This window comes from Streptomyces sp. NPDC126503 (genome assembly GCF_040302405.1).
GTDB lineage: Bacteria > Actinomycetota > Actinomycetes > Streptomycetales > Streptomycetaceae > Streptomyces > Streptomyces gulbargensis.
Genome location: NZ_JBEORS010000013.1, coordinates 116,051 through 137,989, shown reverse-complemented (window position 1 = coordinate 137,989; position 21,939 = coordinate 116,051). Strand labels below are relative to the sequence as shown.

General features: G+C 72.3%; 21 protein-coding genes and 1 riboswitch. Of the genes, 8 read left to right on the top strand and 13 right to left on the bottom strand.

Going from position 1 to position 21,939, the window contains the following annotated elements; translation table 11 throughout:
• Positions 1-383: 383 nt before the first annotated feature.
• From ABTY40_RS18860 to thrC, 3 genes are all read right to left on the bottom strand, one after another.
• Positions 384-587: a cold-shock protein gene (locus ABTY40_RS18860; RefSeq protein WP_005315736.1), complete on the bottom strand. Its 204-nt coding sequence runs from the start codon at positions 585-587 to the stop codon at positions 384-386.
• A 412-nt stretch (positions 588-999) separates the two neighbouring features.
• Positions 1,000-1,278, bottom strand: a complete 279-nt coding sequence (locus tag ABTY40_RS18855; protein ID WP_352060537.1) for a MoaD/ThiS family protein — start codon at positions 1,276-1,278, stop codon at positions 1,000-1,002.
• Between the two features lie 15 nt (positions 1,279-1,293).
• On the bottom strand, positions 1,294-2,628 hold the full coding sequence (thrC, locus tag ABTY40_RS18850) for a threonine synthase (RefSeq protein WP_352060536.1): 1,335 nt from the start codon (positions 2,626-2,628) through the stop codon (positions 1,294-1,296).
• A riboswitch (SAM riboswitch) is annotated at positions 2,613-2,766 on the bottom strand. (Overlaps the previous gene by 16 nt.)
• A 120-nt stretch (positions 2,767-2,886) precedes the next feature.
• Between thrC and ABTY40_RS18845 the strand changes: the two genes are divergently transcribed.
• From ABTY40_RS18845 to ABTY40_RS18835, 3 genes are all read left to right on the top strand, one after another.
• Positions 2,887-3,828: a glucosyl-3-phosphoglycerate synthase gene (locus ABTY40_RS18845; protein ID WP_352060535.1), complete on the top strand. Its 942-nt coding sequence runs from the start codon at positions 2,887-2,889 to the stop codon at positions 3,826-3,828.
• 38 nt (positions 3,829-3,866) lie between these two features.
• On the top strand, positions 3,867-5,375 hold the full coding sequence (locus ABTY40_RS18840; RefSeq protein ID WP_352060534.1) for a hypothetical protein: 1,509 nt from the start codon (positions 3,867-3,869) through the stop codon (positions 5,373-5,375).
• 95 nt (positions 5,376-5,470) lie between these two features.
• Positions 5,471-6,916 (top strand): alpha,alpha-trehalose-phosphate synthase (UDP-forming), encoded by a 1,446-nt coding sequence (locus ABTY40_RS18835; RefSeq protein WP_352060533.1) that lies wholly within the window; start codon positions 5,471-5,473, stop codon positions 6,914-6,916.
• Here the strand turns inward: ABTY40_RS18835 and ABTY40_RS18830 are convergent.
• The 5 genes from ABTY40_RS18830 to ABTY40_RS18810 form a co-directional block, all read right to left on the bottom strand.
• On the bottom strand, positions 6,913-7,452 hold the full coding sequence (locus tag ABTY40_RS18830; RefSeq protein ID WP_502990619.1) for a GNAT family N-acetyltransferase: 540 nt from the start codon (positions 7,450-7,452) through the stop codon (positions 6,913-6,915). The genes ABTY40_RS18835 and ABTY40_RS18830 overlap by 4 nt on opposite strands.
• Positions 7,453-7,495: 43 nt before the next feature.
• A complete protein-coding gene (locus ABTY40_RS18825) occupies positions 7,496-7,987 on the bottom strand; it encodes a lasso peptide biosynthesis B2 protein (protein ID WP_352060564.1) in 492 nt (163 codons plus the stop codon).
• 71 nt (positions 7,988-8,058) lie between these two features.
• Entirely contained in the window at positions 8,059-9,882 is a 1,824-nt protein-coding gene (locus tag ABTY40_RS18820; RefSeq protein WP_352060532.1) for an albusnodin/ikarugamycin family macrolactam cyclase, read from the bottom strand.
• A 77-nt stretch (positions 9,883-9,959) separates the two neighbouring features.
• The gene (locus ABTY40_RS18815) at positions 9,960-10,094 is read right to left on the bottom strand and encodes an albusnodin family lasso peptide (RefSeq protein ID WP_352060531.1); all 135 of its coding nucleotides are present in this window, start codon (positions 10,092-10,094) and stop codon (positions 9,960-9,962) included.
• A gap of 173 nt (positions 10,095-10,267) precedes the next feature.
• Positions 10,268-10,474: a hypothetical protein gene (locus ABTY40_RS18810; RefSeq protein ID WP_352060530.1), complete on the bottom strand. Its 207-nt coding sequence runs from the start codon at positions 10,472-10,474 to the stop codon at positions 10,268-10,270.
• 391 nt (positions 10,475-10,865) lie between these two features.
• Between ABTY40_RS18810 and ABTY40_RS18805 the strand changes: the two genes are divergently transcribed.
• Together ABTY40_RS18805 and ABTY40_RS18800 are read left to right on the top strand one after the other, a co-directional pair.
• A complete protein-coding gene (locus ABTY40_RS18805) occupies positions 10,866-12,110 on the top strand; it encodes an NsdA family TPR-like regulatory protein (protein ID WP_352060529.1) in 1,245 nt (414 codons plus the stop codon).
• A gap of 5 nt (positions 12,111-12,115) precedes the next feature.
• Positions 12,116-12,679, top strand: coding sequence for a GNAT family N-acetyltransferase (locus tag ABTY40_RS18800; RefSeq protein WP_502990616.1), 564 nt, complete (start codon positions 12,116-12,118; stop codon positions 12,677-12,679).
• A gap of 136 nt (positions 12,680-12,815) precedes the next feature.
• Here ABTY40_RS18800 and otsB read toward each other — a convergent pair whose 3' ends face one another.
• From otsB to ABTY40_RS18785, 3 genes are all read right to left on the bottom strand, one after another.
• Positions 12,816-13,667, bottom strand: coding sequence for a trehalose-phosphatase (gene otsB, locus ABTY40_RS18795; protein ID WP_352060528.1), 852 nt, complete (start codon positions 13,665-13,667; stop codon positions 12,816-12,818).
• Between the two features lie 75 nt (positions 13,668-13,742).
• Positions 13,743-14,009: a DUF3263 domain-containing protein gene (locus tag ABTY40_RS18790; RefSeq protein ID WP_309051483.1), complete on the bottom strand. Its 267-nt coding sequence runs from the start codon at positions 14,007-14,009 to the stop codon at positions 13,743-13,745.
• A 145-nt stretch (positions 14,010-14,154) separates the two neighbouring features.
• A complete protein-coding gene (locus tag ABTY40_RS18785) occupies positions 14,155-15,438 on the bottom strand; it encodes an extracellular solute-binding protein (RefSeq protein ID WP_352060527.1) in 1,284 nt (427 codons plus the stop codon).
• A 209-nt stretch (positions 15,439-15,647) separates the two neighbouring features.
• On the opposite strand from ABTY40_RS18785, the gene ABTY40_RS18780 reads away from it, so the two are divergent.
• From ABTY40_RS18780 to ABTY40_RS18770, 3 genes are all read left to right on the top strand, one after another.
• Positions 15,648-16,616: an ROK family protein gene (locus ABTY40_RS18780; RefSeq protein WP_352060526.1), complete on the top strand. Its 969-nt coding sequence runs from the start codon at positions 15,648-15,650 to the stop codon at positions 16,614-16,616.
• On the top strand, positions 16,616-17,785 hold the full coding sequence (gene nagA / locus ABTY40_RS18775) for an N-acetylglucosamine-6-phosphate deacetylase (protein ID WP_352060525.1): 1,170 nt from the start codon (positions 16,616-16,618) through the stop codon (positions 17,783-17,785). The genes ABTY40_RS18780 and nagA overlap by 1 nt, the downstream gene beginning before the upstream one ends.
• A 144-nt stretch (positions 17,786-17,929) precedes the next feature.
• On the top strand, positions 17,930-18,850 hold the full coding sequence (locus ABTY40_RS18770; RefSeq protein ID WP_352060524.1) for a 1-phosphofructokinase family hexose kinase: 921 nt from the start codon (positions 17,930-17,932) through the stop codon (positions 18,848-18,850).
• Between the two features lie 155 nt (positions 18,851-19,005).
• Here ABTY40_RS18770 and ABTY40_RS18765 read toward each other — a convergent pair whose 3' ends face one another.
• A complete protein-coding gene (locus ABTY40_RS18765; RefSeq protein WP_352060523.1) occupies positions 19,006-19,986 on the bottom strand; it encodes a CBM35 domain-containing protein in 981 nt (326 codons plus the stop codon).
• Positions 19,987-20,095: 109 nt separating this feature from the next.
• On the bottom strand, positions 20,096-21,823 hold the full coding sequence (cdgB, locus tag ABTY40_RS18760; RefSeq protein ID WP_352060522.1) for a diguanylate cyclase CdgB: 1,728 nt from the start codon (positions 21,821-21,823) through the stop codon (positions 20,096-20,098).
• Between the last annotated feature and the right edge of the window lie 116 nt (positions 21,824-21,939).

Genomic DNA, 21,939 nt, shown 5'->3' with positions numbered 1-21,939 from the left:
GTGAAGTGGTCCTCCCGGACATGGGGTGGATAACGCTCCAGGACCGCGCCGACGCCCGCGACGGACGGCCTCCGCGCTCCGTGTGGTTCCTTGCCCCACCCGGCCGGCGACCTCGCCAAGCTCGATCCTCGTAGCACTCTCACCTTCCGAGTGCTAACGCCAATGATTAGCACTCGCCCTAGGAGAGTGCAAGCGCCTCTCGGTTTTAGGGCCTGTCCGCGCGAGGCGCGCCCGGCGCCGGGTGGAGGGTTCGCGCCACCTCCGACCGTACGGAACCGGCCGGTCGCGCGCGGGGCGGACCGCCCCCGCACGTGCGAGGGGCCCGCATCCCTCGGGATGCGGGCCCCTCGACGGCGTTGCGTCGGTGGCCGATCGCGCCGCGCTCAGACGGCGAGCTTGACCATGTCCGCCTGCGGACCCTTCTGGCCCTGCGAGATCTCGAACTCGACCCGCTGGCCCTCTTCGAGGGTGCGGTAGCCATCCATCTGGATCGCGCTGTAGTGGACGAAAACATCCGCACCACCGTCGACCGCGATGAAGCCGTAGCCCTTCTCCGCGTTGAACCACTTGACGGTGCCCTGAGCCATGCCTAACTCCCCTATTACTGGCCCTTGCGCGGGACCGCACTTCGCGGACCCGGGTCAGACCCTGCGCCGGAACGCGTCGACCGCGGCTGAATGTATCTGCCCAACTGCCCTCTGCAACAGGCCATTCGAGCGAGAATTCTGGGCGCGACGGAAAGGTGAATTCGTCTGATTCCCCCGAATTCCGGGGCAAGTCGGGCCCGGCAAAGCGCGCAGAAGGTACAGATCGTGCGTGCACATTGGCTGCTTCTTGTCGCGCGGAGACGCATTCTCATATGCGTCCGGCATGAGCAGCGGAGGGGGCTTCCCCAACTCTACCGCGCTCAACCATGCAGAATTGCCCCCTCCGCTTTATGGCGCGGAAGGGGCAATTCGAGAGAGAAGGGGGAGAAGAGGAAGCAGGGGAAGGAGAGGCTCAGCAGCCGCCGGCCACGGCGGGGATGATCGAGATGCCGGCGCCATCGGGCGTCGCCGTCTCCAGGCCCTGCTCGAAGCGCACGTCGTCGTCGTTCACGTACACGTTGACGAAGCGGCGCAGCTTGCCCTGGTCGTCCAGGACGCGGGCGGCGATGCCCGTGTGGTTCTTCTCCAGGTCGGCGATGACCTCGGCGAGGGTCGCGCCCTCGGCGGGCACCTCGGCCTGCCCGCCGGTGTAGGTGCGGAGGATGGTGGGGATGCGGACGTTCACGGCCATGTGTTCACGAACCTTTCAGTGGGCCAGGCCGGCGTCGCGGAACGCGTCCAGGCTGGGGCGGATGGTGGCGGTCGCCTGGGAGCTGTCGGCCACGGCGTCCAGGGTCTTGAGGCCGTCGCCGGTGTTCAGCACGACGGTGGTGAGGCTCGGGTCGATCACGCCGTTCTCGACCAGCTTCCGGGTGACACCGACCGTCACGCCGCCCGCCGTCTCGGCGAAGATGCCCTCGGTCCGCGCCAGGACCTTGATCGCGTCCACGACCTGCTCGTCGTTCACGTCCTCCACGGCGCCGCCGGTGCGGCGCGCGATGTCGAGGACGTACGGGCCGTCGGCCGGGTTGCCGATCGCGAGGGACTTGGCGATGGTGTTCGGCTTCTGCGGGCGGACCACGTCGTGGCCGGCCTTGAAGGCGGCGGAGACCGGGGAGCAGCCCTCGGCCTGCGCGCCGAAGATCTTGTACGGCTTGTCCTCGACCAGGCCCAGCTTGATGAGCTCCTGCAGCCCCTTGTCGATCTTCGTCAGCTGTGAGCCGGAGGCGATCGGGATGACCAGCTGGTCCGGGATGACCCAGCCGAGCTGCTCGCAGATCTCGTACGCGAGCGTCTTGGAGCCCTCGCCGTAGTACGGACGGAGGTTGACGTTCACGAAGCCCCAGCCCTCACCGAGCGGGTCGCCGATGAGCTCCGAGCAGAAGCGGTTCACGTCGTCGTAGTTGCCCTCGATGGCGACGAGGTCACCGCCGTACACGCCGGCCATGACGACCTTGCCCTGCTCCAGGTCGTGCGGGATGAACACACAGGAGCGGAAGCCGGCGCGGGCGGCGGCGGCGCCGACGGCGCCGGCCAGGTTGCCGGTGGAGGAGCAGGAGAGGGTGGTGAAGCCGAAGGCGCGGGCGGCCTCGAGGGCCTGGGCGACGACCCGGTCCTTGAAGGAGTGCGTCGGGTTGCCGGAGTCGTCCTTCACGAACAGCTTGCCGGGCTCGACGCCGATCTCGCGGGCCAGGTTGTCGGCCTTGACCAGCGGGGTCCAGCCGGGGTTCAGGTTCGGCTTCTCGGCGACGTCGGCCGGGACGGGGAGGAGCGGGGCGTAGCGCCAGATGTTGGCGGGGCCCGCCTCGATCTTCCTACGCAGCTCCTCGGGGTCGCCGGCGGGGAGCTCGTAGGCCACTTCGAGGGGGCCGAAACAGAGTTCGCAGGCGAAGATCGGGCCGAGGGCGAAGACCTCGCCGCATTCGCGGCAGGAGAGTCCGGAGGCGGGTCCGAGGTCGACGGTGGTGCCGGCGGAGCCGGTGGCGGGTGCGACGGTCTGTACAGCCATGGAGGCGAGGCCCTTTCTCCTCATCTTCCTCATGACGCGTTTCGCCATGAGACGGATTTGGCACCTTCCCTAGCCGGGGACCCCGCTGGCGCGCCGTGGCGCGGACGAGAACCGACTGGAGGGTTGCCGGGGCTTCAACGGGCCGTATCCCTCTGCCCCTCTGGATGAGCGGTATTCGGTTGTGGAACGCGCTCGGCACCCCGACATGCGACGGGCCTTCGCGTTGTTCAAGACTGTAACCGAAGGCATGGACGGTTGAGATGGTCGTCCGAACCGCGAGATGGAGATCACGTGCTGGAAGAGGTGGAGCGCTGGCTGGGCCGGCGGTCCTGGTCCGTGGCCGACCGACCGCTGGAGCGGATTCTCGCCGCCAAGCGCTCGACGACCGTCAGCGTGGTGCTGCCCGCGCTCAACGAGGAGGCGACGGTCGGGGACATCGTCTCCGTGATCCGGCGCGAGCTGATGACCGCGTCGGTGCCGCTCGTGGACGAGCTGGTGGTGATCGACTCCGGTTCCACGGACCGTACGGCGGAGGTGGCGGCGGCGGCCGGGGCGCGGGTGGTCGCGCGGGACTCGATACTCCCCCGGATACCCGCCGTGCCGGGCAAGGGCGAGGTCCTGTGGCGGTCACTGATGGTGACGGGCGGAGATGTGGTCTGCTTCGTGGACGCCGATCTGCGGGACTTCTCGGCCGACTTCGTCACGGGTATCGTCGGCCCGCTGCTCACCGACCCGGACGTGGACTTCGTGAAGGCGATGTACGACCGCCCGCTCGGTGACGCCCCTGGTCAGGGCGGTCGCGTGACGGAGCTGGTGGCGCGCCCGCTGCTGAATCTGCACTGGCCCCAGCTGGCCGGTTTCGTCCAGCCGCTGGGCGGCGAGTACGCGGCGCGGCGCTCCCTGCTGGAGCGGCTGCCGTTCCCCGTTGGTTACGGAGTGGAGCTGGCGCTGCTGGTGGACGCGCTGCACACGGTGGGCCTGGACGCCCTCGCGCAGGTGGACGTGGGCGTCCGCAAGCACCGGCACCAGGACGGTCAGGCGCTCGGCCGGATGGCGGCGGCGATCTACCGGACGGCGCAGCTGCGGCTGTCGCGGGGGCACCTGGTGCGGCCGTGGCTGACCCAGTTCGAGCGGGGGGAGTCGGGCTTCGAGCCCCGGACGTACGCGGTGGACACGGAGGAGCGTCCGCCGATCGCCGGGATCACGGAGTATGCGCGGCGCCGCGTGGCGTAACGCCCGGAAATGGTGGGTTTTACCTACATTTCCGTTGTATGCGCTTCAGACAAGCCCACTGCGGACGGCCGCGCCCCGGAAGGGTGCTCGCGGCCGTCGTCCTGGCCGCGAGCGCGCTCCCGCTCGCGGCGGCCGCCCCGGTCACGGCGGACAGCCCCCCACCCGCCCCCGCTCCAGCCGTCACCCCCTCGTCGGCGGACGTGGTCGAGCCCTTCGGCCGGCGGTACGGGGCCACGCTGTACGGGGACTTCACCACCGCCGGGGCCTCGGTCATGCGGTGCGCCGGCGCCCCGGCCCCGTGCGCGGCGGACGGCCGGGTCCCGCCCGGCGCGAAACCGCCCGTACGCGAGCGGGCCGACCCGGCGGGGCTCTCGTCCGGCGGGAAGGCCCCCGCGTACGGCTCCGGCACCGCCGGGATCCGGGTACCGGCGGGCGCCAAGGTGGCGTACGCCCGTCTCTTCTGGGGCGGCCACGCCGGTACGTACGGCACGGCGGACGGGCGGTGGCTGCGGCGCTGTGCCGCCTCGGGCGCGGACGCCGTGCCGTCCCCGGGCGAGCCGGCGACGACCGCCCCCCTGCTCCGCGTCGGGACGGGCCGCGCGGCTCCGGTCTCGGTCGACAGCATGGTCACGGACCCGGCGAAGACCCCGGGACCGCACTTCTACACCGGCGAGTCCGACGTGACGGCCGCCTTCGCGGGCGTCTCGGGACCCGGCGCGACACCGGTGGCCGTCGGGAACGTCTGGGCGCCCAACGGCGCGGGCTGCGCGGCCGGCTGGTCCCTGACCGTGGTGTACGCCTTCCCCGGGCCCGACGCGAAGGCGGGACGCGAGCGGCGGGACGTCCGCGTGTACGGCGGGCACGTCCTGCAGCGCCCGGCCTCGCGGGCCACCACGCTCACCGTCGACGGGCTCGCCGGTGGCGGCGGTACGGTCCGGGCGGCCCTGACGGCGTTCGGCGGCGTGGCGCCGGGGGACCGGTTCCTGGTGGACGGCCGGAGCGCGGCCGCGTCCCGTACGGGCCTCCCCGGTGTCCTGCCCGGGCTCGACGTCGGCACCTTCGAACTGCCCGAGGGCACCGTGCCGCGGGACGCGACCTCGGTGGAGCTGTCCTTCGCCCCGGACGGCGACACGTACGTGCCCTCCGCCCTGGCCCTCTCCGTACCGGCCCCGGACGCGGCGGGCACGGGAGCGGCGGGCGCGCCGGCGGCGGAACCCGCCCCCGCGGGCGGGACGGCTTCCGCCCCCACGGCCCCGGCTCCGACCCCGACCGCGTCCCGGAGCGGCACCCCGGCCGCGTCCCCGACTCCGGCCCCGAGCGCGCCCCCGGGGCCGACCCGGACGGCGTACCCGTCCGGGTCCGGGATCTCCCCCGCCCCGGCCGGTGCCCCGGGGCCCGGCCCACGGGACGTGCCCCCGGCGGGCGGGGCGATGGCCTCGACCGGCGGCGACGGTGAACGGCTGTGGCTGCTGGGCGGCCTGGCCCTCGCCCTCGCGGCCACCGGTCTGGTGGCGAAGGCGGCCCTGCGCGGGCGCCGCGACCTCTGAACCGCTCCCCCGGCTCCGGGGGCCCGCCCCTGGCCGGACCGGCCCGTCTCGTATACGCACGTTTGAGCGTTTACGGGACGGGCTAGGTTCGGCACATGGCTTCTGTGCTCGTGGCATCCAACCGGGGACCGGTCTCGTACACGCTCGGCGAGGACGGGTCGCTCGACGCCCGCAGGGGCGGCGGCGGCCTGGTCTCGGGCCTGAGCGCCGTCTCCTCGCAGGACAGTCTGTGGGTGTGCGCGGCGCTCGGCGAGGGCGACCGCGAGGCGGTGCGGCGCGGCGTCGCCGAGCCCGGCGTCCGGATGCTGGACATCGACCCGGAGGTGTACGCCGACGCGTACAACGGCATCGCCAACTCGGTGCTGTGGTTCCTCCACCACCACCTGTACGACATCCCGCGCGAGCCCGTCTTCGACGCGGAGTTCCGGCGCCGCTGGGAGGCGTACCGCGCGTACAACCGGGCCTTCGCCGAGGTGCTGGCCGCCGAGGCGGACCAGGACGCGGCCGTCCTCGTGCAGGACTACCACCTGGCACTGGTCCCGGGCATGCTGCGGGAGCTGCGGCCCGACCTGCGGATCGGACACTTCACCCACACCCCGTGGGCCTCCCCCGCGTACCTGTCGATGCTGCCGGACGACATCGCCGGGGAGCTGGTGTGGGGCATGCTCGGCGCGGACGAGCTGGGTTTCCACACCTGGGAATGGGCGTCGGCGTTCATCAGCGGCGCGCGGCGGGACGACGCGACGGGGACGGCGGAGGGCGTCTGGCCGAGCGGCGACCCCTGGCACGGCGTCGAGCATGTGCGGTACGGCATCGGAAAGGGCCGCACCCGGGTCCGGGCCTACCCGCTGGGCGTGGACGCCGGCGAGCTGCGGGCCCTCGCGTACCGCTCCGAGGTGGACGAGCGGCTGGCCCGGCTCCGCGAGGAGGTCGGAGAGGGCCGGAAGACGATCGTCCGGGTGGACCGCACCGAGCTGTCGAAGAACATCCTGCGCGGCCTGCTCGCCTACCGCGAGCTGCTGGCCACCCGCCCCGAGTGGCGTGGCCGGGTGGTCCACCTGGCCTCCGCGTACCCCTCCCGGCAGGACCTGGAGTCGTACCGCGCCTACACGGAGTCGGTGGCACGGCTCGCCGCCGAGATCAACGCCGAGTTCGGCACGGACGACTGGCAGCCCGTCCTCGTCTCGGTGGAGGACGACTTCACCCGCTCCCTCGCCGCCTACCGGCTCGCGGACGTGGCCCTGGTGAACCCCGTCCGCGACGGCATGAACCTGGTCGCCAAGGAGATACCGGTGGTCTCCGAGTCCGGCTGCGCCCTCGTCCTCTCGACGGGCGCGGGCGCCCACGGCGAGCTGGGCGAGCACGCGCTGACGGTGAACCCGTTCGACGTCTCTCAGACGGCCGAAGCCCTCCACACGGCCCTCTCCATGCCGGACGACGAACGCGCCCGCCGCACCGAACGCCTGGCGGCGGCGGCCACGGCCCTCCCGCCCCAGCGCTGGTTCCTGACCCAGCTGGAGGCGTTGCGGGAGCTGGGCTAACGCGCACCCTCCGTCCGGCCGGGTTCCACCAGGGCCCGCAGGACGGAGGGCCCGTCGAAGTCACGGACGAGCACGTCCATGATCGTCTCGTCGCACACCTCACCCATCCAGTACCCCGCTTCCCGCAGCGTGCCGGCGACCCTGAACCCGGCTTTCTCGTACGCGCGGACAGCGCTGGCGTTGGGGGAAAGCACCTTCAGCCACACCATCCGCACGTTGACGACGTGGAACGCGTAGTCGAGGACGAGACGGGTGGCCGCGCTCCCCAGCCCGCGTCCCCGCGCCTCCGGGGCGATCATGACGACGTACTCGGCGGTGCGCACCTGATGGTCCGGGAGGAGCGTGGCGACACCGACCGGAACGGGGTCCGCGCCACCGAGGTCGTACACGGTGAAGCGGATGTTCTGGCCCTTGAGCTGGTGTGCCATCCCTTCGACACGCGCTTCCAGGGATTCCGGCGCCTGTCGCCCGTAACCCACGAGGAGAGCGGGGTCCTGCTCCCACCGCCAATACGTCTCGACGAGGTCGGGCCGGATGGGGCCGAGGCCGCAGGCGGCGTCCTTGATCCACAGAATCGGGTCATTGCTCACGGCGATCTCCGAAGACGAGTACGGGGGTGTAGGCGCGGGTCGAGCCGGGTTCGGCCACGAGCTCGCCGTGCTCAGTCTGGACCCAGGCGTGTAGCCGGACGGGATCCGGCGCGATGCCATGGCACCAGGTGACGGACAGACCCCGGGCCGCCAGGAGCAGGACGGCAGCGGCCGATTCCTCCAGGCAGGCCGTGCGGCCGGGTGACCACCAGGCCGCACGACGGACGGCCAGCACGGCTGCCGTGGCCTGGCGGGACGTGGCCGGACGGCGGCTCAGCGACATGGCGGTCCGGAGCGTCGTGGTCAATCGGTGCATCGCGGTGCTTTCGCTTCCCGCACGTTTGATCGCGAACACGCATGCGAGAGCCACGGCGGCGGAAAGGCTCCACGCACCACCCAGCCGTTCCGTCCCCGCGATGTGCTCGTCGCTGCCCCAACTGGAACGTGGCGCGACAACCGGTTCCTGACTCCGTCCGGGCACCTGGCAACGGACTCGGCCTGTGCGGTAGTCGATCACGACCCGGACGTGCCCGAAGTCCACGGATCCGTATCTCACGGGGCCTCCAGCGGCAGGCTGACGTCCCAAGCGGGGGCCGGATCACGATGGTGGGCGTGCAGCCAGGCCTCGGCGAGGAGTGCCTGTTCGAGGGTGGCGAGCGCCATGGGGACACCGGCGGCGGCGTGTCGGAGATGTTGGCGGAAGCGGGCGGGGTCGAGGAGGCCGAGAGCTGCCAGATGTCCCTCACCGAGCCCTTGAAGTTCCTCCAAATTCTGGCGCATCCCTGTGAAATGGTCGGCCTCGAAACTCCCCTTGGTGGTGCGAGCGGCCACGGCGGGCGGCAGCAGGTCGCCGACAGCACGCACGAGGAGCGGCTTGTAACGGTGGACCGGTGGCCGTCGCTCCAGCGGATTGCGCAGCACAGCGTCGACCACGGACGCGTCCAGGAAGGGATTGTGGAGTTCGAGACCGCAGAACTGGGCGAGCTCGGCATCCGCCCTGGCGGAACGCGCGACTTCCCGGATCTCGTCCACAAGAGTACGGAGGGATGCGTCGAGCCGGTGGAGGGGATCGATCGCAGCGGCCGCCCCGGCAGCGGCGTCGGCCGCATAGCTCAGGGCCATGGGTTCCGCCCACTCGGGGAGTGGAAGGTGCGTGAACCAGCGGATGCTGCTGCGGCCGTGGTCCGATGTCGTCTCCCCGGAGAAGTAGCGGCCCAGGTCGGCGAGAGCGTTTGAACCGCTGGTGCGGGCCATCACGAGAGCGCCACGCAGCAGGGGAACGACCGGAGTGCGCCGCAGGCGCGCCCAGCCGTGAGCCTCGCGGAAGGCCCGACGCCATGATCCGGCGCATACAAGGTCGGCGAGCTGAGCCGGGGGCTGGAACAGGACGCTGTCACCGCCGTCACCGGTCAGATGGAGACGAGTCCCCAGTTCACGTCGCATCCAGCGAAACTGTCCGAGGAGTCGGGCCTGGGTGAGGGTCGAAGGGGCCGGCTCGTCGGTGGCCGGTACCGAGGTGATCCCGCTGTAGGGCAGGTGCTTCACACCCAGGGGAAGAAGGTGGTGCGCCATCCGGCCCGCCGAGGCCTCGGCCGTCAGCCGTGCGTAATGCAGATCAGCGCCGTCCAACCGCCCCTCAGGATGGATAGTCACCGCATTGAGCACCTGTTTGTCGCCGAGTGCACAAGCGGCGAGAACGGAGACCGTGGTCGAGTCCAGACCGCCGGAGAGATCGGAGGACACCGCGGGATCCGCTCGGACACGCAGCGCCACGGCTTCCGCGAGGCCACGGCGAAGCCGGCGATGCGCCAAGCGGCAGGGTTCCGGTTCGGGGTCCCACGTGATGGCACAGCGAAAACTGTCTCCGTCTCTGGGCAGTTCGATTCGAGCTCCGGGCGGGAGCTGTTCGACCCCGGCGAAATAGGTCCTGTTGGCGGCCAGTGCGGGCACGGAAGGCGCGAGGATCGCGCAGGCGAGACGCCGCCCATCCACATCGGCACGGATCAGTGAGGCGAGAGCGCGGGCAGAGGTCGCCCACGCCCAGCCACGGCGCCATCGTGTGGCATACAGCGGGAAAGCCGCGGCCGGGTCGGTGTGCACCACCACGCAGTCGGTACGTTCCTCGATCACGGCATACGAGCCGGGCCACCGCCACGTCACGTCAGCGGGGACCGGCGAGTCGGGAAGATCACGTAACTGACCGACCGTCGCGCCACACCACCCGATCACCAGGATGCGGCGGCCCCCCGCGTCGGCGGGCAGTATGTGCACGGGGGTGTCACCCAGCCGCCACACGGGGCATGGAGGCGCTGGATTCCGAGAGCCCAAAGGGCTCGGGACATCGTCCGAGGTCGTGCTGAATCCGCCGAGGGTCACGTTTCCTCCGGGTCTGGGCGGGACGGGACGGGGTGTGCGGCCCGACCGGCGTCGGAGCCGCACACCAAGAGGAGAGGTCAGCAGTTGTACGCGCGCCGCTTGTCCTCCGACTGACCGCCGCCCTGGCCCTGGGTCAGGACAGCCACATCACCGATGTCGAGCAGGTCCGGCTCGGTCGTCGGTACGTTTTCCTCGAGGGTCGGTTCGTTCATGACGGTGCCTTTCTCGTAGTGGTTGTGGGTGGGACGACCCGCCTCGCACCGGCTGCGGAGCCGGACGGGAAGCGGGACTCTGTGGGCCTACCGGCTGGGCGTCGCCGCGACGGTCAGAGTGATCACGAGAGCGCCTGTGACCACGGCGTGGAGCAGGACGACGAAGTGCTGTCTCACCCGTTGGCCTGGATGTTGGCCACCGCCGTCGACCACTCCGCGCCGGACTCCGACCGGATGTGGGCGACGCGCACCCGGCGTCCGTCGCCGTAGATTTCGTACGTGACTGCCATGAGCTCGCCCTCTCCCCGCGAGGCGATGTCCCTCACCTGGTGTCCGAGCAGCTCGTGCTGATCACGTCCGGCATGGTCGACAGTGCTCACCGGTCGCGCCCCTCATCGGATTGCACGGGGGCGAAGCAACGCAGAAACTTCTCCCATCCCCGGGCCGCTCGTTCTCGTAGTTCCCGACTCGGCACGCCGTGTTCCGACCTCGGCATGCCGGTCTTGTGTCCACTCGCCCCAGGTGTGCGGCGTGGTAGAGCGCCGGCCATCGACTGCCTCCTGCTGTATCGATGAAACGGGAAGCCGTCCGGGCCGGTAGGGGAGACACACGCATCGACCCGCACCGGACGGCCTGTGATCAGTCAACGGCCCACCGGCGGTCCGGAACAGGAAAGGTCACCGACGGAGGTGCCGAGCGCGACCGGAAGACTTTGCCCGTGCTTTGCGAAGCCGCTGGCCACGCGGTCGGGCCACGTCTACGTTCTTTCCCGTGGCAGTCAACGCCGTGCTCAAGCAGCGGATGGCAGACCTGGGTCTCACGCAGGAGGAGTTGGCGAACCGGATGAACGCCGCTCTGCTGGAGATCACCGGCAGGCCGGGAGACGTGTCGGACCGCACCGTGCGGAACCTGGTCAACGGGACCACGCGTCGCCCGATCGGTCGCACGCGCAGGGCCTTGGAAGCGGTCTTCCACTGCCCACTGAAAGATCTGGGGTTCGCTGTCCCCGCAGAACGGTCGGAGGACCCAGTGGAACGCCGCCACTTCATCACCGCTTCCACCGCGTTGGCGCTTGCTCCAACCGTTCCGAATTCCGGCTCCCCCCGCCGCGTGGGTACCAGTGACGTCGAGCGTCTTCAACGAAGATTCGCTGAGGTCATCGCCAACGACCACCGGCACGGCGGCCGGCTCGCCATCGAGCGCACGGCGGTGGCTCTCGCGGACGAAGCCCTGGTCCTCCAGGGCTCCGGCAGCGCGGGTCAGCGCGTCAGGAAGCAGATCTACGCCTCGGCCGCGGCGTTCCGGTCGTCGGCGATGTGGGCAGCCGTCGATGGGCGGCGATTCGATGACGCCGCCGCCCACATGCAGGTCGCTGTGCAACTGGCCGAGATGGCCGGTGATCCGTACATCAAGTTCCGTATCTGGTCCCACGCAGGCACGATGTACCGGCACATGGGACGGCCTGCGGACGCCGCCGCGGCCAACGACGTGGCCCGCAAACTCGGTATCACCCGCCAGGACCCCATGTTCGCTTCTCTCGGTCTTGCCAGGCAAGGCGCGATCCACGGGGTGGCAGGGGACGGCGCCGCTGCCCGCCGCGCATTCGACCAGTCGCAGGACGCGATGCAGCGCGCCGACCCGGCGGCCGCTCGTCCGGTGTGGATGAACGCTTTCTACGACCAGGCGGAACTCGACAGCCTCGCCCTGTGCGCCTACCTGTCCCTCGGCGACTTCGAGCGGGCCGAGGCTCACGGACACCGCTGTCTGTCGGCCTTACGCCCTCACATGCAGCGGTCCAAGGCCATCGCCACCACGCGCGTCGCTCGGGCACAGCTCGAACAGGGGGCCCTGGAAACCGCCGTCGCGCGCGCCATGTCCGTCCCCGGCGAGGCCGCGAACCGCCATCCCCGTGTGGGGGGCATGCTCCGCGCCTTCGGTCGTCGCCCGGAGGTCATCGCCCCGGGGAGCGCCACCGCCCGCACATGGGCCACCTACATCCGCGACACTTGGAGGTAGTACGCATGACCCCTCTGCTTCGCCGCTACGCGGACACGCCCGAAGACATCGAGCAGGTCGTCATGCCGCTGCTCGAGGTGTACGCGAAGGTGCGCGCGCCGCTGCTTCACCTGCCGAACTACGCGGTGGCGGCCTTCGCCGAACGCCTGGAGCGCCACATCGGCGAAGCCGGTTTCGGGGCGGTCCTGGCCTTCGACGAGGAGGACCGGCCGGTGGGCTACGCATACGGCAACACCGTGGACAGCGGCGACCGGTGGTGGCGGCGGATGGGCGAGGTGGCAGCGGTGCACACCGCCATCACGGCCCTGGCCATCAAGGAGATCGGGGTGACGCCCCCCTACCGGGGGACCGGCCTGGCACGGCGCATCCATGACGCCCTGCTCTCCGGCCGGAGCGAAAGGAACGTCTCGCTCATGGTCAACCCGGAGGCGGGTGACGGAAAGGTGCAGAGGGTCTACGAGTCCTGGGGCTACACGGTGATCGGGGCGAGTCGGCCGTCTCCCGACTCCCCCGTCCTGACCGCGATGATCAGGCCGATCGCCTACACGAACGAGGTGGCCGCCGGCTGAACCGCCGCGCGGGCCCTCATCGTCACCGGCCCCTACCTCGCGCTCGGCGTCATCACCCCGGCCGCGCGCCGGCGGACCCGCTCCCTCGGGGCGGTACGGGAGGCCTCGGCCTCCCGTACCGCCCCCGCCGCGTCCGTCAGGAGCGGGGCGCCTCCGCCACCGCCTTCGCCAGGTCCGTCAGGAAATCCACGACACCGGACGGGCCCGGGACGGCGAGGTCAGCGCGGTCGGCGAGTGCGGGGACCTCGGAGGAGCCGCTGCACACGAGGACGCCCGGGGTGCCGTCGGCGCGGAGCTTCTCGACGGCGGCGAAGGCGGGCAGGTCGCCCAGGTCGTCGCCCGCGTACAGGACCGACCCGGCGTCCGTCTCGCGCAGGTACGAGGCGAGCGCCACACCCTTGTCCATGCCCGGGGGCCGCAGTTCCAGGACCATCCGGCCCGGTTCCAGGACCAGGCCATGGCGGGCCGCCAGGTCGCCGAGCGGGCCCTTGAGGGCCTCGAAGGCGCCCTCGGGGTCGGTCGCCCTGCGGGTGTGGACGGCGACCGCGCGGCCCTTCTCCTCGATCCAGACGCCCGGCCAGGCGCCGTGCCGGTCGAGGAAACCGGGGAGCTCGGCACGGACGGCGGCCACTCCGGGGTGCGGGGCGGCGGCCGTGACGGTTCCGGTGGCCGCGTCCCAGCGCTCGGCGCCGTAATGGCCGAGGACGACCAGGCGGTCGAGGCCGGGGACACCGGCGAAGCCGCCGTACCGGACGGCGACCCCTGCGGGGCGGCCGGTCACGACGACCACGGAGGCGATCCGGGGGGCGAGGGCGGCGAGCGCGGCCACGGCACCCGGATGGGCGCGGGCCTGCTCGGGGTCGGGGACGATCTCGGCGAGTGTCCCGTCGAAGTCCAGGGCGACGACGGCCTGCTCGGGCCGCGCGAGCAGCGCGGCCAGGCCGTCGCGGCCGGCGGATGTGGTCGGGTGCGGAAGGCTGCTGACCATGCCATGACCCTACCCAGGGACGGGCGACTCATCAGCGTGGCCCGGCTCACCCCGGCCGTACGCCGTCCGGGCGGTTCAGCGGCGGCGGCGCTCCCGCTCGGCGCGGACGCGGCGCAGCCGGTTGACGGTCACCGGGTCGTGGGCGAGGGCCCGCGGATCGTCCAGGAGCGCGTTGAGCAGCTGGTAGTAGCGGGTCGGCGAGAGGCCGAGCTGTTCCCGGACGGCCCGTTCCTTGGCTCCGGGGCCGGGCCAGGAGCGGCGCTCGACGGCGAGCAGGGCGCGGGCGAGCGCGCCGAGCCCGCTCCCGTCGTCCTGTGCCGCGTCCTGCTCCCCGGTGGTCATACGACCAACCTATTACCCGGCACCGACGGTCGCGCCCGGGAGCCGTACGGGCGCGCCCCCGGGCCCCGGGAGCCGTACGGGCCACGGGTCCGCCGCCCCCGGAGCCGTACGCCCGCCCGCTCCGCCGCCCCCGGAGCCGTACCGCCTACTCGGCCGCCTCCGCCGCCGTCGCGGCGCGGCCGATCGCGCCGAGGACCTCGGCGGGGCGGCCGCCGGGGGCGACGGCGCGGCCGATGTTCTGCTTGATGTTCTCGCTGACCGCCGCCCACGAGGTCTTGCCGACCGGCGGGAGCTGGGTGTCGGGAAGCGCCTTGAGGAACTCGCGCAGGTTGGCGTGCTGGGGGTCGGTCTCCATGCGGGCGGAGGCGGTGAGCGTGACCGGCAGGAGGTCGTTGTCACCGGCGAACTTGAGGACGTTCTCGTCGCTGAAGAGGAAGTCGAGGAAGTCGCCGATCTCCTTGCGGTGACCGTTCTGCCTGAAGCCCATGATCCAGTCGGCGACGCCCATGGAGGTCTTGGGCTTGCCGTCGATGCCGGGCAGCGGGACCTGGCCGACGCGGATGCCCTTCCCGGCGGCCTCCTTCACGAGGGAGGGATGGCCGTTGAGCATGCCGACCCGGCCCTCGGCGAAGGCGGCGAAGGCGGCCTTGCGGTTGAGTTCGGCCGGGGCGACGGGGCCGGTGAGGCCCTTGCCGACCAGGTTCTTCCGCAGCCACTCGAAGGTGCGGATGTTCGCCTCGGAGTCGATGGCGTAGTGCTCGCCGGCGTCGGTCCAGCCGCCGCCCCCGCTGAGCAGCCACATCATGGCCTCGGCCTGGGCCTCCTCGGGGCCGAGCGGCAGCGCGAAGGGGGTGGGGACGCCGTGCGCCTTGAGCTTCTCGGCGGCGGCGGCGAGCTCGGCCCAGGTGGTGGGCGGCTGGGCCCCCGCCGCCTCGAAGAGGTCCCGGTTGTAGAAGAGGGGGCGGGTGGAGGCGACGAAGGGGAGGCCGTACTGGGTGCGCCGGTTCTCCCCGGCGGCGACCAGCGGGGCGAGGAAGTTCGCCTGAACGGGTATGGAGAGGAGTTCGTCGGCCGAGTAGAGCCGGTCCGCGGCGGCGTGGTCGGCGTAGGCGCCGATCTGGGCGATGTCGGGGGCCTCGCCGGCCTTGACCATCTCCGCGACCGTGCGGTCCACGTCGTTCCAGGACTCGATCCGCACCTGGACGGTCACCTCGGGGTGCTTGGCCCGGTAGGCGGCGACCAGTCCGTCCCAGTACCTCTTCGTGCTGTCGCCGCCGGTCAGGTCGTAGTCGGCCGCGACCACGGTGAGGGTCACGTTCCCGTCGTCGCCGCCGAGGACGCCGCAGCCGGCGGCCGTACCCGTCGTCGCGAGGGCGGCGGCGGCCGCGGTCAGTCCAAGAAATCGTCGCCGCTCCACGGCTTCATCCACCTTTTGCTCGTCGTTGAGCTGCACGTTCGTACCGCTTGAGGCCGTCAGTCTCCCCCCGGCCCGGGTAAGAGGTCTACACCACGCGGGTATCACTTCCGCAACCGGGTGGGAAGCATGACTCCATGAGGGAGCCCGCATTTGTATCCGCACGCAACAATCCACGAAAGTGGACTAGACCTTTGGGGTGGTCGCGCGCCACACTGTCCCCCGTGAATCACGTCATCGCCCTCGATGTGGGCGGCACCGGCATGAAGGCCGCCCTGGTCGGGGCGGACGGCACCCTGCTCCACGAGGCCCGCCGCGCCACCGGGCGCGAGCGCGGCCCCGAGGCCGTCGTCGAGACGATCCTCGGCTTCGCCGCCGAACTCCGCGCCCTCGGCGAGGACCGGTACGGCGAGGCCGCCGCCGCGGCCGGCGTCGCCGTCCCCGGCATCGTCGACGCCGAGCGCGGCATCGCCGTCTACGCCGCCAACCTCGGCTGGCGCGACGTCCCCCTCCGCGCCCTCCTCAGCGACCGCCTCGGCGGCCTCCCCGTCGCCCTCGGCCACGACGTGCGCACCGGCGGCCTCGCCGAGGGCCGCATCGGCGCGGGCCACGGCGCCGACCGCTTCCTCTTCGTGCCCCTCGGCACCGGCATCGCCGGCGCCATCGGCATCGGCGACCGCATCGAGGCCGGCGCGCACGGCTACGCGGGCGAGATCGGCCACATCGTCGTCCGCCCCGGCGGCACCGACTGCGGCTGCGGCCAGCGCGGCTGCCTGGAGCGGTACGCCTCCGCCTCGGCCGTCTCCCTCGCCTGGGCGGAGGCGAGCGGCGACCCCGACGCGGACGCCGCCGACTGCGCCAAGGCCGTCGCCTCCGGCGACCCCGCGGCCGTACGGGTCTGGCAGGAGGCCGTCGACGCGCTCGCCGACGGGCTCGTCACCGCGCTCACCCTGCTGGACCCGCGCACCCTCATCATCGGTGGCGGTCTCGCGGAGGCCGGGGAAACCTTGTTCACACCCCTACGGGCCGCGGTGGAGGAACGGGTCACGTTCCAGAAGCTGCCCGCCATCGTCCCGGCGGCCCTCGGGGACACCGCCGGATGCCTGGGCGCGGGCCTCCTCGCCTGGGACCTGCTCGCCGACCGGCGCCCCGAGCCGGCCCGGCGCCCCACCGACCCGGAGGTTTCCGCCTGATGGCCGATCACAAGGTTCTCGCCGGCGCACACGTCGTGCTGCCCACCGGGACCGTCGAGAACGGGCGCGTGATCATCGACGGCCGGCGCATCGCGGGCAGCGCGCCCGGGGACGCCCCCGTCCTCGACCTCACCGGCCACTGGCTCGTCCCCGGCTTCGTCGACATGCACAACCACGGCGGCGGCGGCGCCTCCTTCACCTCCGGCACCGTGGACGAGGTCCTCCAGGGCGTCCACACCCACCGGCTCCACGGCACCACCACCACCGCGGCCTCCTTCGTCACCGGCGACATGGACTTCCTCGTCCAGCGGGCCGGACTGCTCTCCGAACTCGCCGAACAGGGCGAGATCGCCGGCCTCCACTTCGAGGGCCCCTTCATCTCCCCCTGCCGCAAGGGCGCCCACGACGAGACCCTGCTCCGCGACCCCGATCCGGCCGAGGTCCGCAAGCTGATCGACGCCGGGCGCGGCCAGGCCCGCATGGTGACCCTCGCCACCGAGCTGCCCGGGGGCCTCGACTCCGTACGCCTCCTCGCCGAGCACGGCGTGATCGCCGCCATCGGCCACACCGACGCCACGTACGAGCAGACCGTCGCTGCCATCGACGCCGGTGCCACCGTCGCCACCCACCTCTACAACGCGATGCCCGCCCTCGGGCACCGCGCGCCCGGCCCCATCGCCGCCCTCCTGGAGGACGAGCGGATCACCGTCGAGCTCATCAACGACGGCACCCACCTGCACCCTGCCGCCCTGGAACTGGCCTTCCACCACGCCGGCCCGGAACGCGTCGCCTTCATCACCGACGCCATGGACGCGGCCGGCTTCGGCGACGGCACGTACGCCCTCGGCACGCTCGCCGTCGAGGTCAGGGACGGCGTGGCCCGGCTCGTCGAGGGCGGCTCCATCGCCGGCTCCACCCTCACCCTGGACCGCGCCTTCAAGCGCGCCGCCACCGTCGACCTGCTGCCCGTCGAGGCGATCGTCCAGGCCGTCTCCGCCAACCCGGCGCGCCTCCTCGGTGTGTACGACCGGGTCGGCTCCCTGGAGCCGGGCAAGGACGCCGACCTGGTCGTCCTCGACCGGAACTTCGACCTCGCGGGCGTGATGCGCAAGGGCGAGTGGATCGTGACGCCCACGGCCGCGCGGGCGGAGGCCACGACCGGGGTCTGACGGGGGCCGCCGGTCAGGGGCGGTGGGCCGGGGCCGGGGGTCCGGCCGGGGGGACTGTGCCAACCGCCTTTCGTTTGGCATGATCGATGCCCGTCGGAGCGTTCGTTCCACAGGGTCGTCCCAGGGAGTACGGAGGGTGGGCAGGTGATCCTCACGGTCACTCTCAACACGGCGCTGGACCTCACCTACCGCGTCCCCGCCCTCGTCCCGCACGCCTCCCACCGCGTCACCCAGGTCATCGAACGACCCGGCGGCAAGGGCCTCAACGTCGCCCGCGTCCTCGACGCCCTCGGGTACGAGACGGTCGCCACCGGCTTCGCGGGCGGCGCCACCGGGGCGGTGCTCCGCGAGCGGCTGGCGGAGCTCTCCACGGTCCGCGACGCGCTCGTGGAGACCGCCGGGCCCACGCGCCGCACCGTCGCCGTCGTGGACACCACCACCGGCGACACCACGCAGCTCAACGAACCGGGACCGACCGTCACCCCGGAGGAATGGGCCGCCTTCCGGGGCCGCTTCACCGAGCTGCTCGACGGCGCCCGGGCGGTCGCCCTCTGCGGCAGCCTGCCGCCCGGCATCCACGTCGGGGCCTACGCCGAACTCGTCCGCGCCGCCCGCGCGGCCGGCGTCCCCGTCCTCCTCGACACCAGCGGCGAACCGCTGCGCCGGGGCATCGCCGCCCGCCCCGACCTCGTGAAGCCCAACGCCGACGAACTGGCCCAGTTGACCGGCGCCCGCGAACCGCACCGCGCCACCCTCGACGCACGCCGGCGCGGCGCCCACGCGGTGGTCTCCTCACTCGGCCCCGAAGGCCTCCTGGCCGCCACCCCGGAAGGCCTCTGGCAGGCGTCCCCGCCCGCCCCCGTCCACGGCAACCCCACCGGAGCCGGCGACTCCGCCGTCGCGGGCCTCCTCTCGGCCCTGGTCGACGCCACCCCCTGGCCCACCCGCCTGACCCGCGCGATCGCCCTCTCCGCGGCGACGGTCCTCTCTCCGGTGGCGGGCGAGTTCGACGCGCGGGCGTACGAGGAGCTGCTGGCGAAGGTGACGGTGCGGGAGGTGTCCTGACCGGGCGCCAGGGGCACGCCCGCCGGGTTCTGACCCGCTGACCGGGGGTCAGCGACCGGTCTTCCCCCGCGCCGGGAAGCGCCGACCACCCGGCGGACGGCCGGGCCCGGCGGGAGGGGACCGGCAGTTCCGGTGACCGGCCCGTGAGGGCGGTCCTACGGCTCGGGAGTCACCTGCAGCCAGTCGAGAAGGACGTCACACTGGTTGCCCTGCTCGCACGAGATCTTGATCTCGTTCTCGCCCTTCTGGAGGGTGACCGGCGCCCAGGTGGTCTGCCAGTTCTTCTCCAGGTTCGGGTCCGAGGAGTGGATGAAGTTCTTCAGGCCGATCGGCTGCTGATTCGGCTTGCCGTTGACCGTCAGGGTGGCGTTGGCGTCGACCGCGGGGATCGTGTAGCGCACGGTCAGCCGGTACTGGCCGCCGTCGGGCATGTTCGCCTTCCAGGTCACCGAGGAGCCCGGCGCGTTGAAGCCCGCGACGTAGGCGCCGTCGATGCCCTCGGCGCCCTTCACGTCCTTGCCGAGCGCGGCCGAACCGCCGAGTCGCAGCGTGGCAGCGTCCTGCTTCGGCAGCTCTTCGGGGGTGGGCTCGCTGCTGGGCTCCGCGCTCGGGGTCTCCTGGCTCTGGGACGCGGGCGCCGTCGGAACGGAGGTCGGCGTCCCGCCCCCCGCCCGCGGGTCCTTGTCGTCGCGCGTGTTCGAGATCACGGCCGCGGCGATGCCGACGACGACGACCGCGACGACCGCGACCGCGCCGATCAGGAGGCCCTTGGTGTTCGGGCCCCGGCCCTGTCCGCCGCCGTGCTGCGGGGGGGCCGGGGTCGGGCGGGACGGGGGGCCGCCGTAGGTCTCGGGCGCCGCGTACTGCGGGTGCGGCTGGCCGTACGGCGCCTGCTGCTGCGGCGGTACGTAGGCCTGGCCGTGGCCCTGGGTGGGGGCGCCGTACTGGCGCTCTCCGACCGTGCGGACCTGGTTGTACGAGGTGCGGGGCACACCGGGCTGCGCGGGCGCGGGGCCCGGGTAGCCGTAGCCGCCGCCCTGCGGAGCCTGCGCGCCGGCTGCCTGGCCGTCCGCGTACAGGTAACCGAAGGGATCGTCGTCCTCGGGCTTGCTCGCGCCGTTGTTACCGGCAGCCATCCGGGTCACTCCTATCCATGCTCGCCAGCCGTCGCCGACCGGGCGAGCCTACCCCGAACGGACCAGGCCCCGGTGCGGCCCCTTGACCCGCCGGCGGCCCCCGGGACGGTCACCCGGCGCGGCGGTGAACCTTGGCGCGGGAGCGTTTCTCCACGTACATCCGCTGGTCGGCGGAGTTCAGGACCTCCTCCACCGACATGCCGCATTCGGCCCAGCCGATGCCGAAACTCGCCCCGACCCGCACGGCCCGGCCGTCCACCCGGATCGGCGGGATGATCGCGTTGCGGAGGCGTACGGCCAGGTCGGCGGCGTCGGCCGCGCCGAGGCCGTCGGCGAGGACGACGAACTCGTCACCGCCGAGCCGGGCGACCGTGTCACCGTCGCGGACGCCGGTGGTGAGCCGGCGGGCGACCTCGATGAGGACGGCGTCACCGGTGTGGTGCCCGAACCGGTCGTTGATCGACTTGAAGCCGTCGAGGTCGCAGAAGAGGACCGCGAGCCCCTTCGTGCCGTCGTCGGTCTCCCCCGCGGAGGGGGCGGCGAGGTGGACGTGGTGGTCGTAGGCGCCCGCCACCCCGGCCGGCTCGAAGCCGAAGCCGTGCTCGTGTTCGTGGTCGTACTCGTACGGCGCCTCGTAACCGGGCTCCGGGCCGGGCCCGAGCGCGGGGCCGGGGCCCGCCCCGTACCCGTACGTCCCCCCCTCGTGTCCGGCGGCGTGCGCCGGGCGCTCGCAGAGGCGGGCGGAGAGCCGGGAGCGGAGCTCGGCGCTGTTGGGCAGCCCGGTGAGGGCGTCGTGCGAGGCGCGGTGGGCGAGCTGGAGCTCGTGGCGTTTGCGCTCCTCGATGTCCTCGACGTGGGTGAGGAGGAAGCGCGGCCCGTCGGCGGTGTCGGCGACCACCGAGTTCCGCAGGGAGACCCACACGTACGTGCCGTCACGCCGTCCCAGCCGCAGCTCGGCCCGGCCGCCCTCGGCGGAGGTGCGCAGCAGTGTCCCTATGTCCTCGGGGTGGACGAGGTCGGCGAAGGAGTAGCGCCGCATCACGGAGGCGGGGCGTCCGAGGAGCCGGCACAGGGCGTCGTTGGTCCGCAGCAGCCGGCCGTGCTGGTCGCCGCCCATCTCCGCGATGGCCATGCCGGAGGGCGCGTACTCGAAGGCCTGCCGGAAGGACTCCTCGCTGGCGCGCAGCGCCTGCTGCTCGCGCTCGAGCCGGACGAGGGCCCGCTGCATGTTGGAGCGCAGGCGCGCGTTGCTGATCGCGATGGCCGACTGCGAGGCGTACATCTGGAGGGCTTCCTGGCCCCAGGGCCCGGGATGCCGGCCGTTGCGCGGGCGGTCGACGGATATGACGCCGAGGAGCTCCCGGCCGGAGCCCGCCGGTCCGCCGCCCTTCCCGGAGCGGACTCCGGGGGCGTACATGGGGGCGTAGAGCCGGTCGTGGGGGTGCCACTCGTCCTCGAAGCGGGGCGCGGGTCCCTCGGTGTGCCACTGGGGGACGTCGTCGTCGAGGAGGACCCAGCCCTCGGTGTGCGGGATGAACCGGAGGTCGCCCCAGGCCACGCCCATGGACAGGCGACGGTCCCAGGCGGCGCGGGAGCCGACCCGGCCGGTGATGAGGGCCTCTGCGGCGGAGCTGCCGGCGAAGGCCGCGACGACGAGGTCACCGTCGGGCCGGACGAGGTTGACGCAGGCCAGCTCGTAATTGAGGCCGGCGACGACTCCGTCGGCGACGGTCTGCACGGTGTCCGCCAGGCTGCGGGCGGTGTTGAGGTCCGCCACGACCTGGTGCAGCTGCCGCAGGGTCGAGAGACGGACGTAGGGCTCCGACTCGGTCTCCATCGCTCGCTCTCCCCGAGACCTCGACAGCAACTCCAGGGTTCTCATCGGCATCGTGTGCACTGTCACGGCCACTGAATCACAGCGAGCTGCGCACCCGGTACACAGGGTCAACAAAT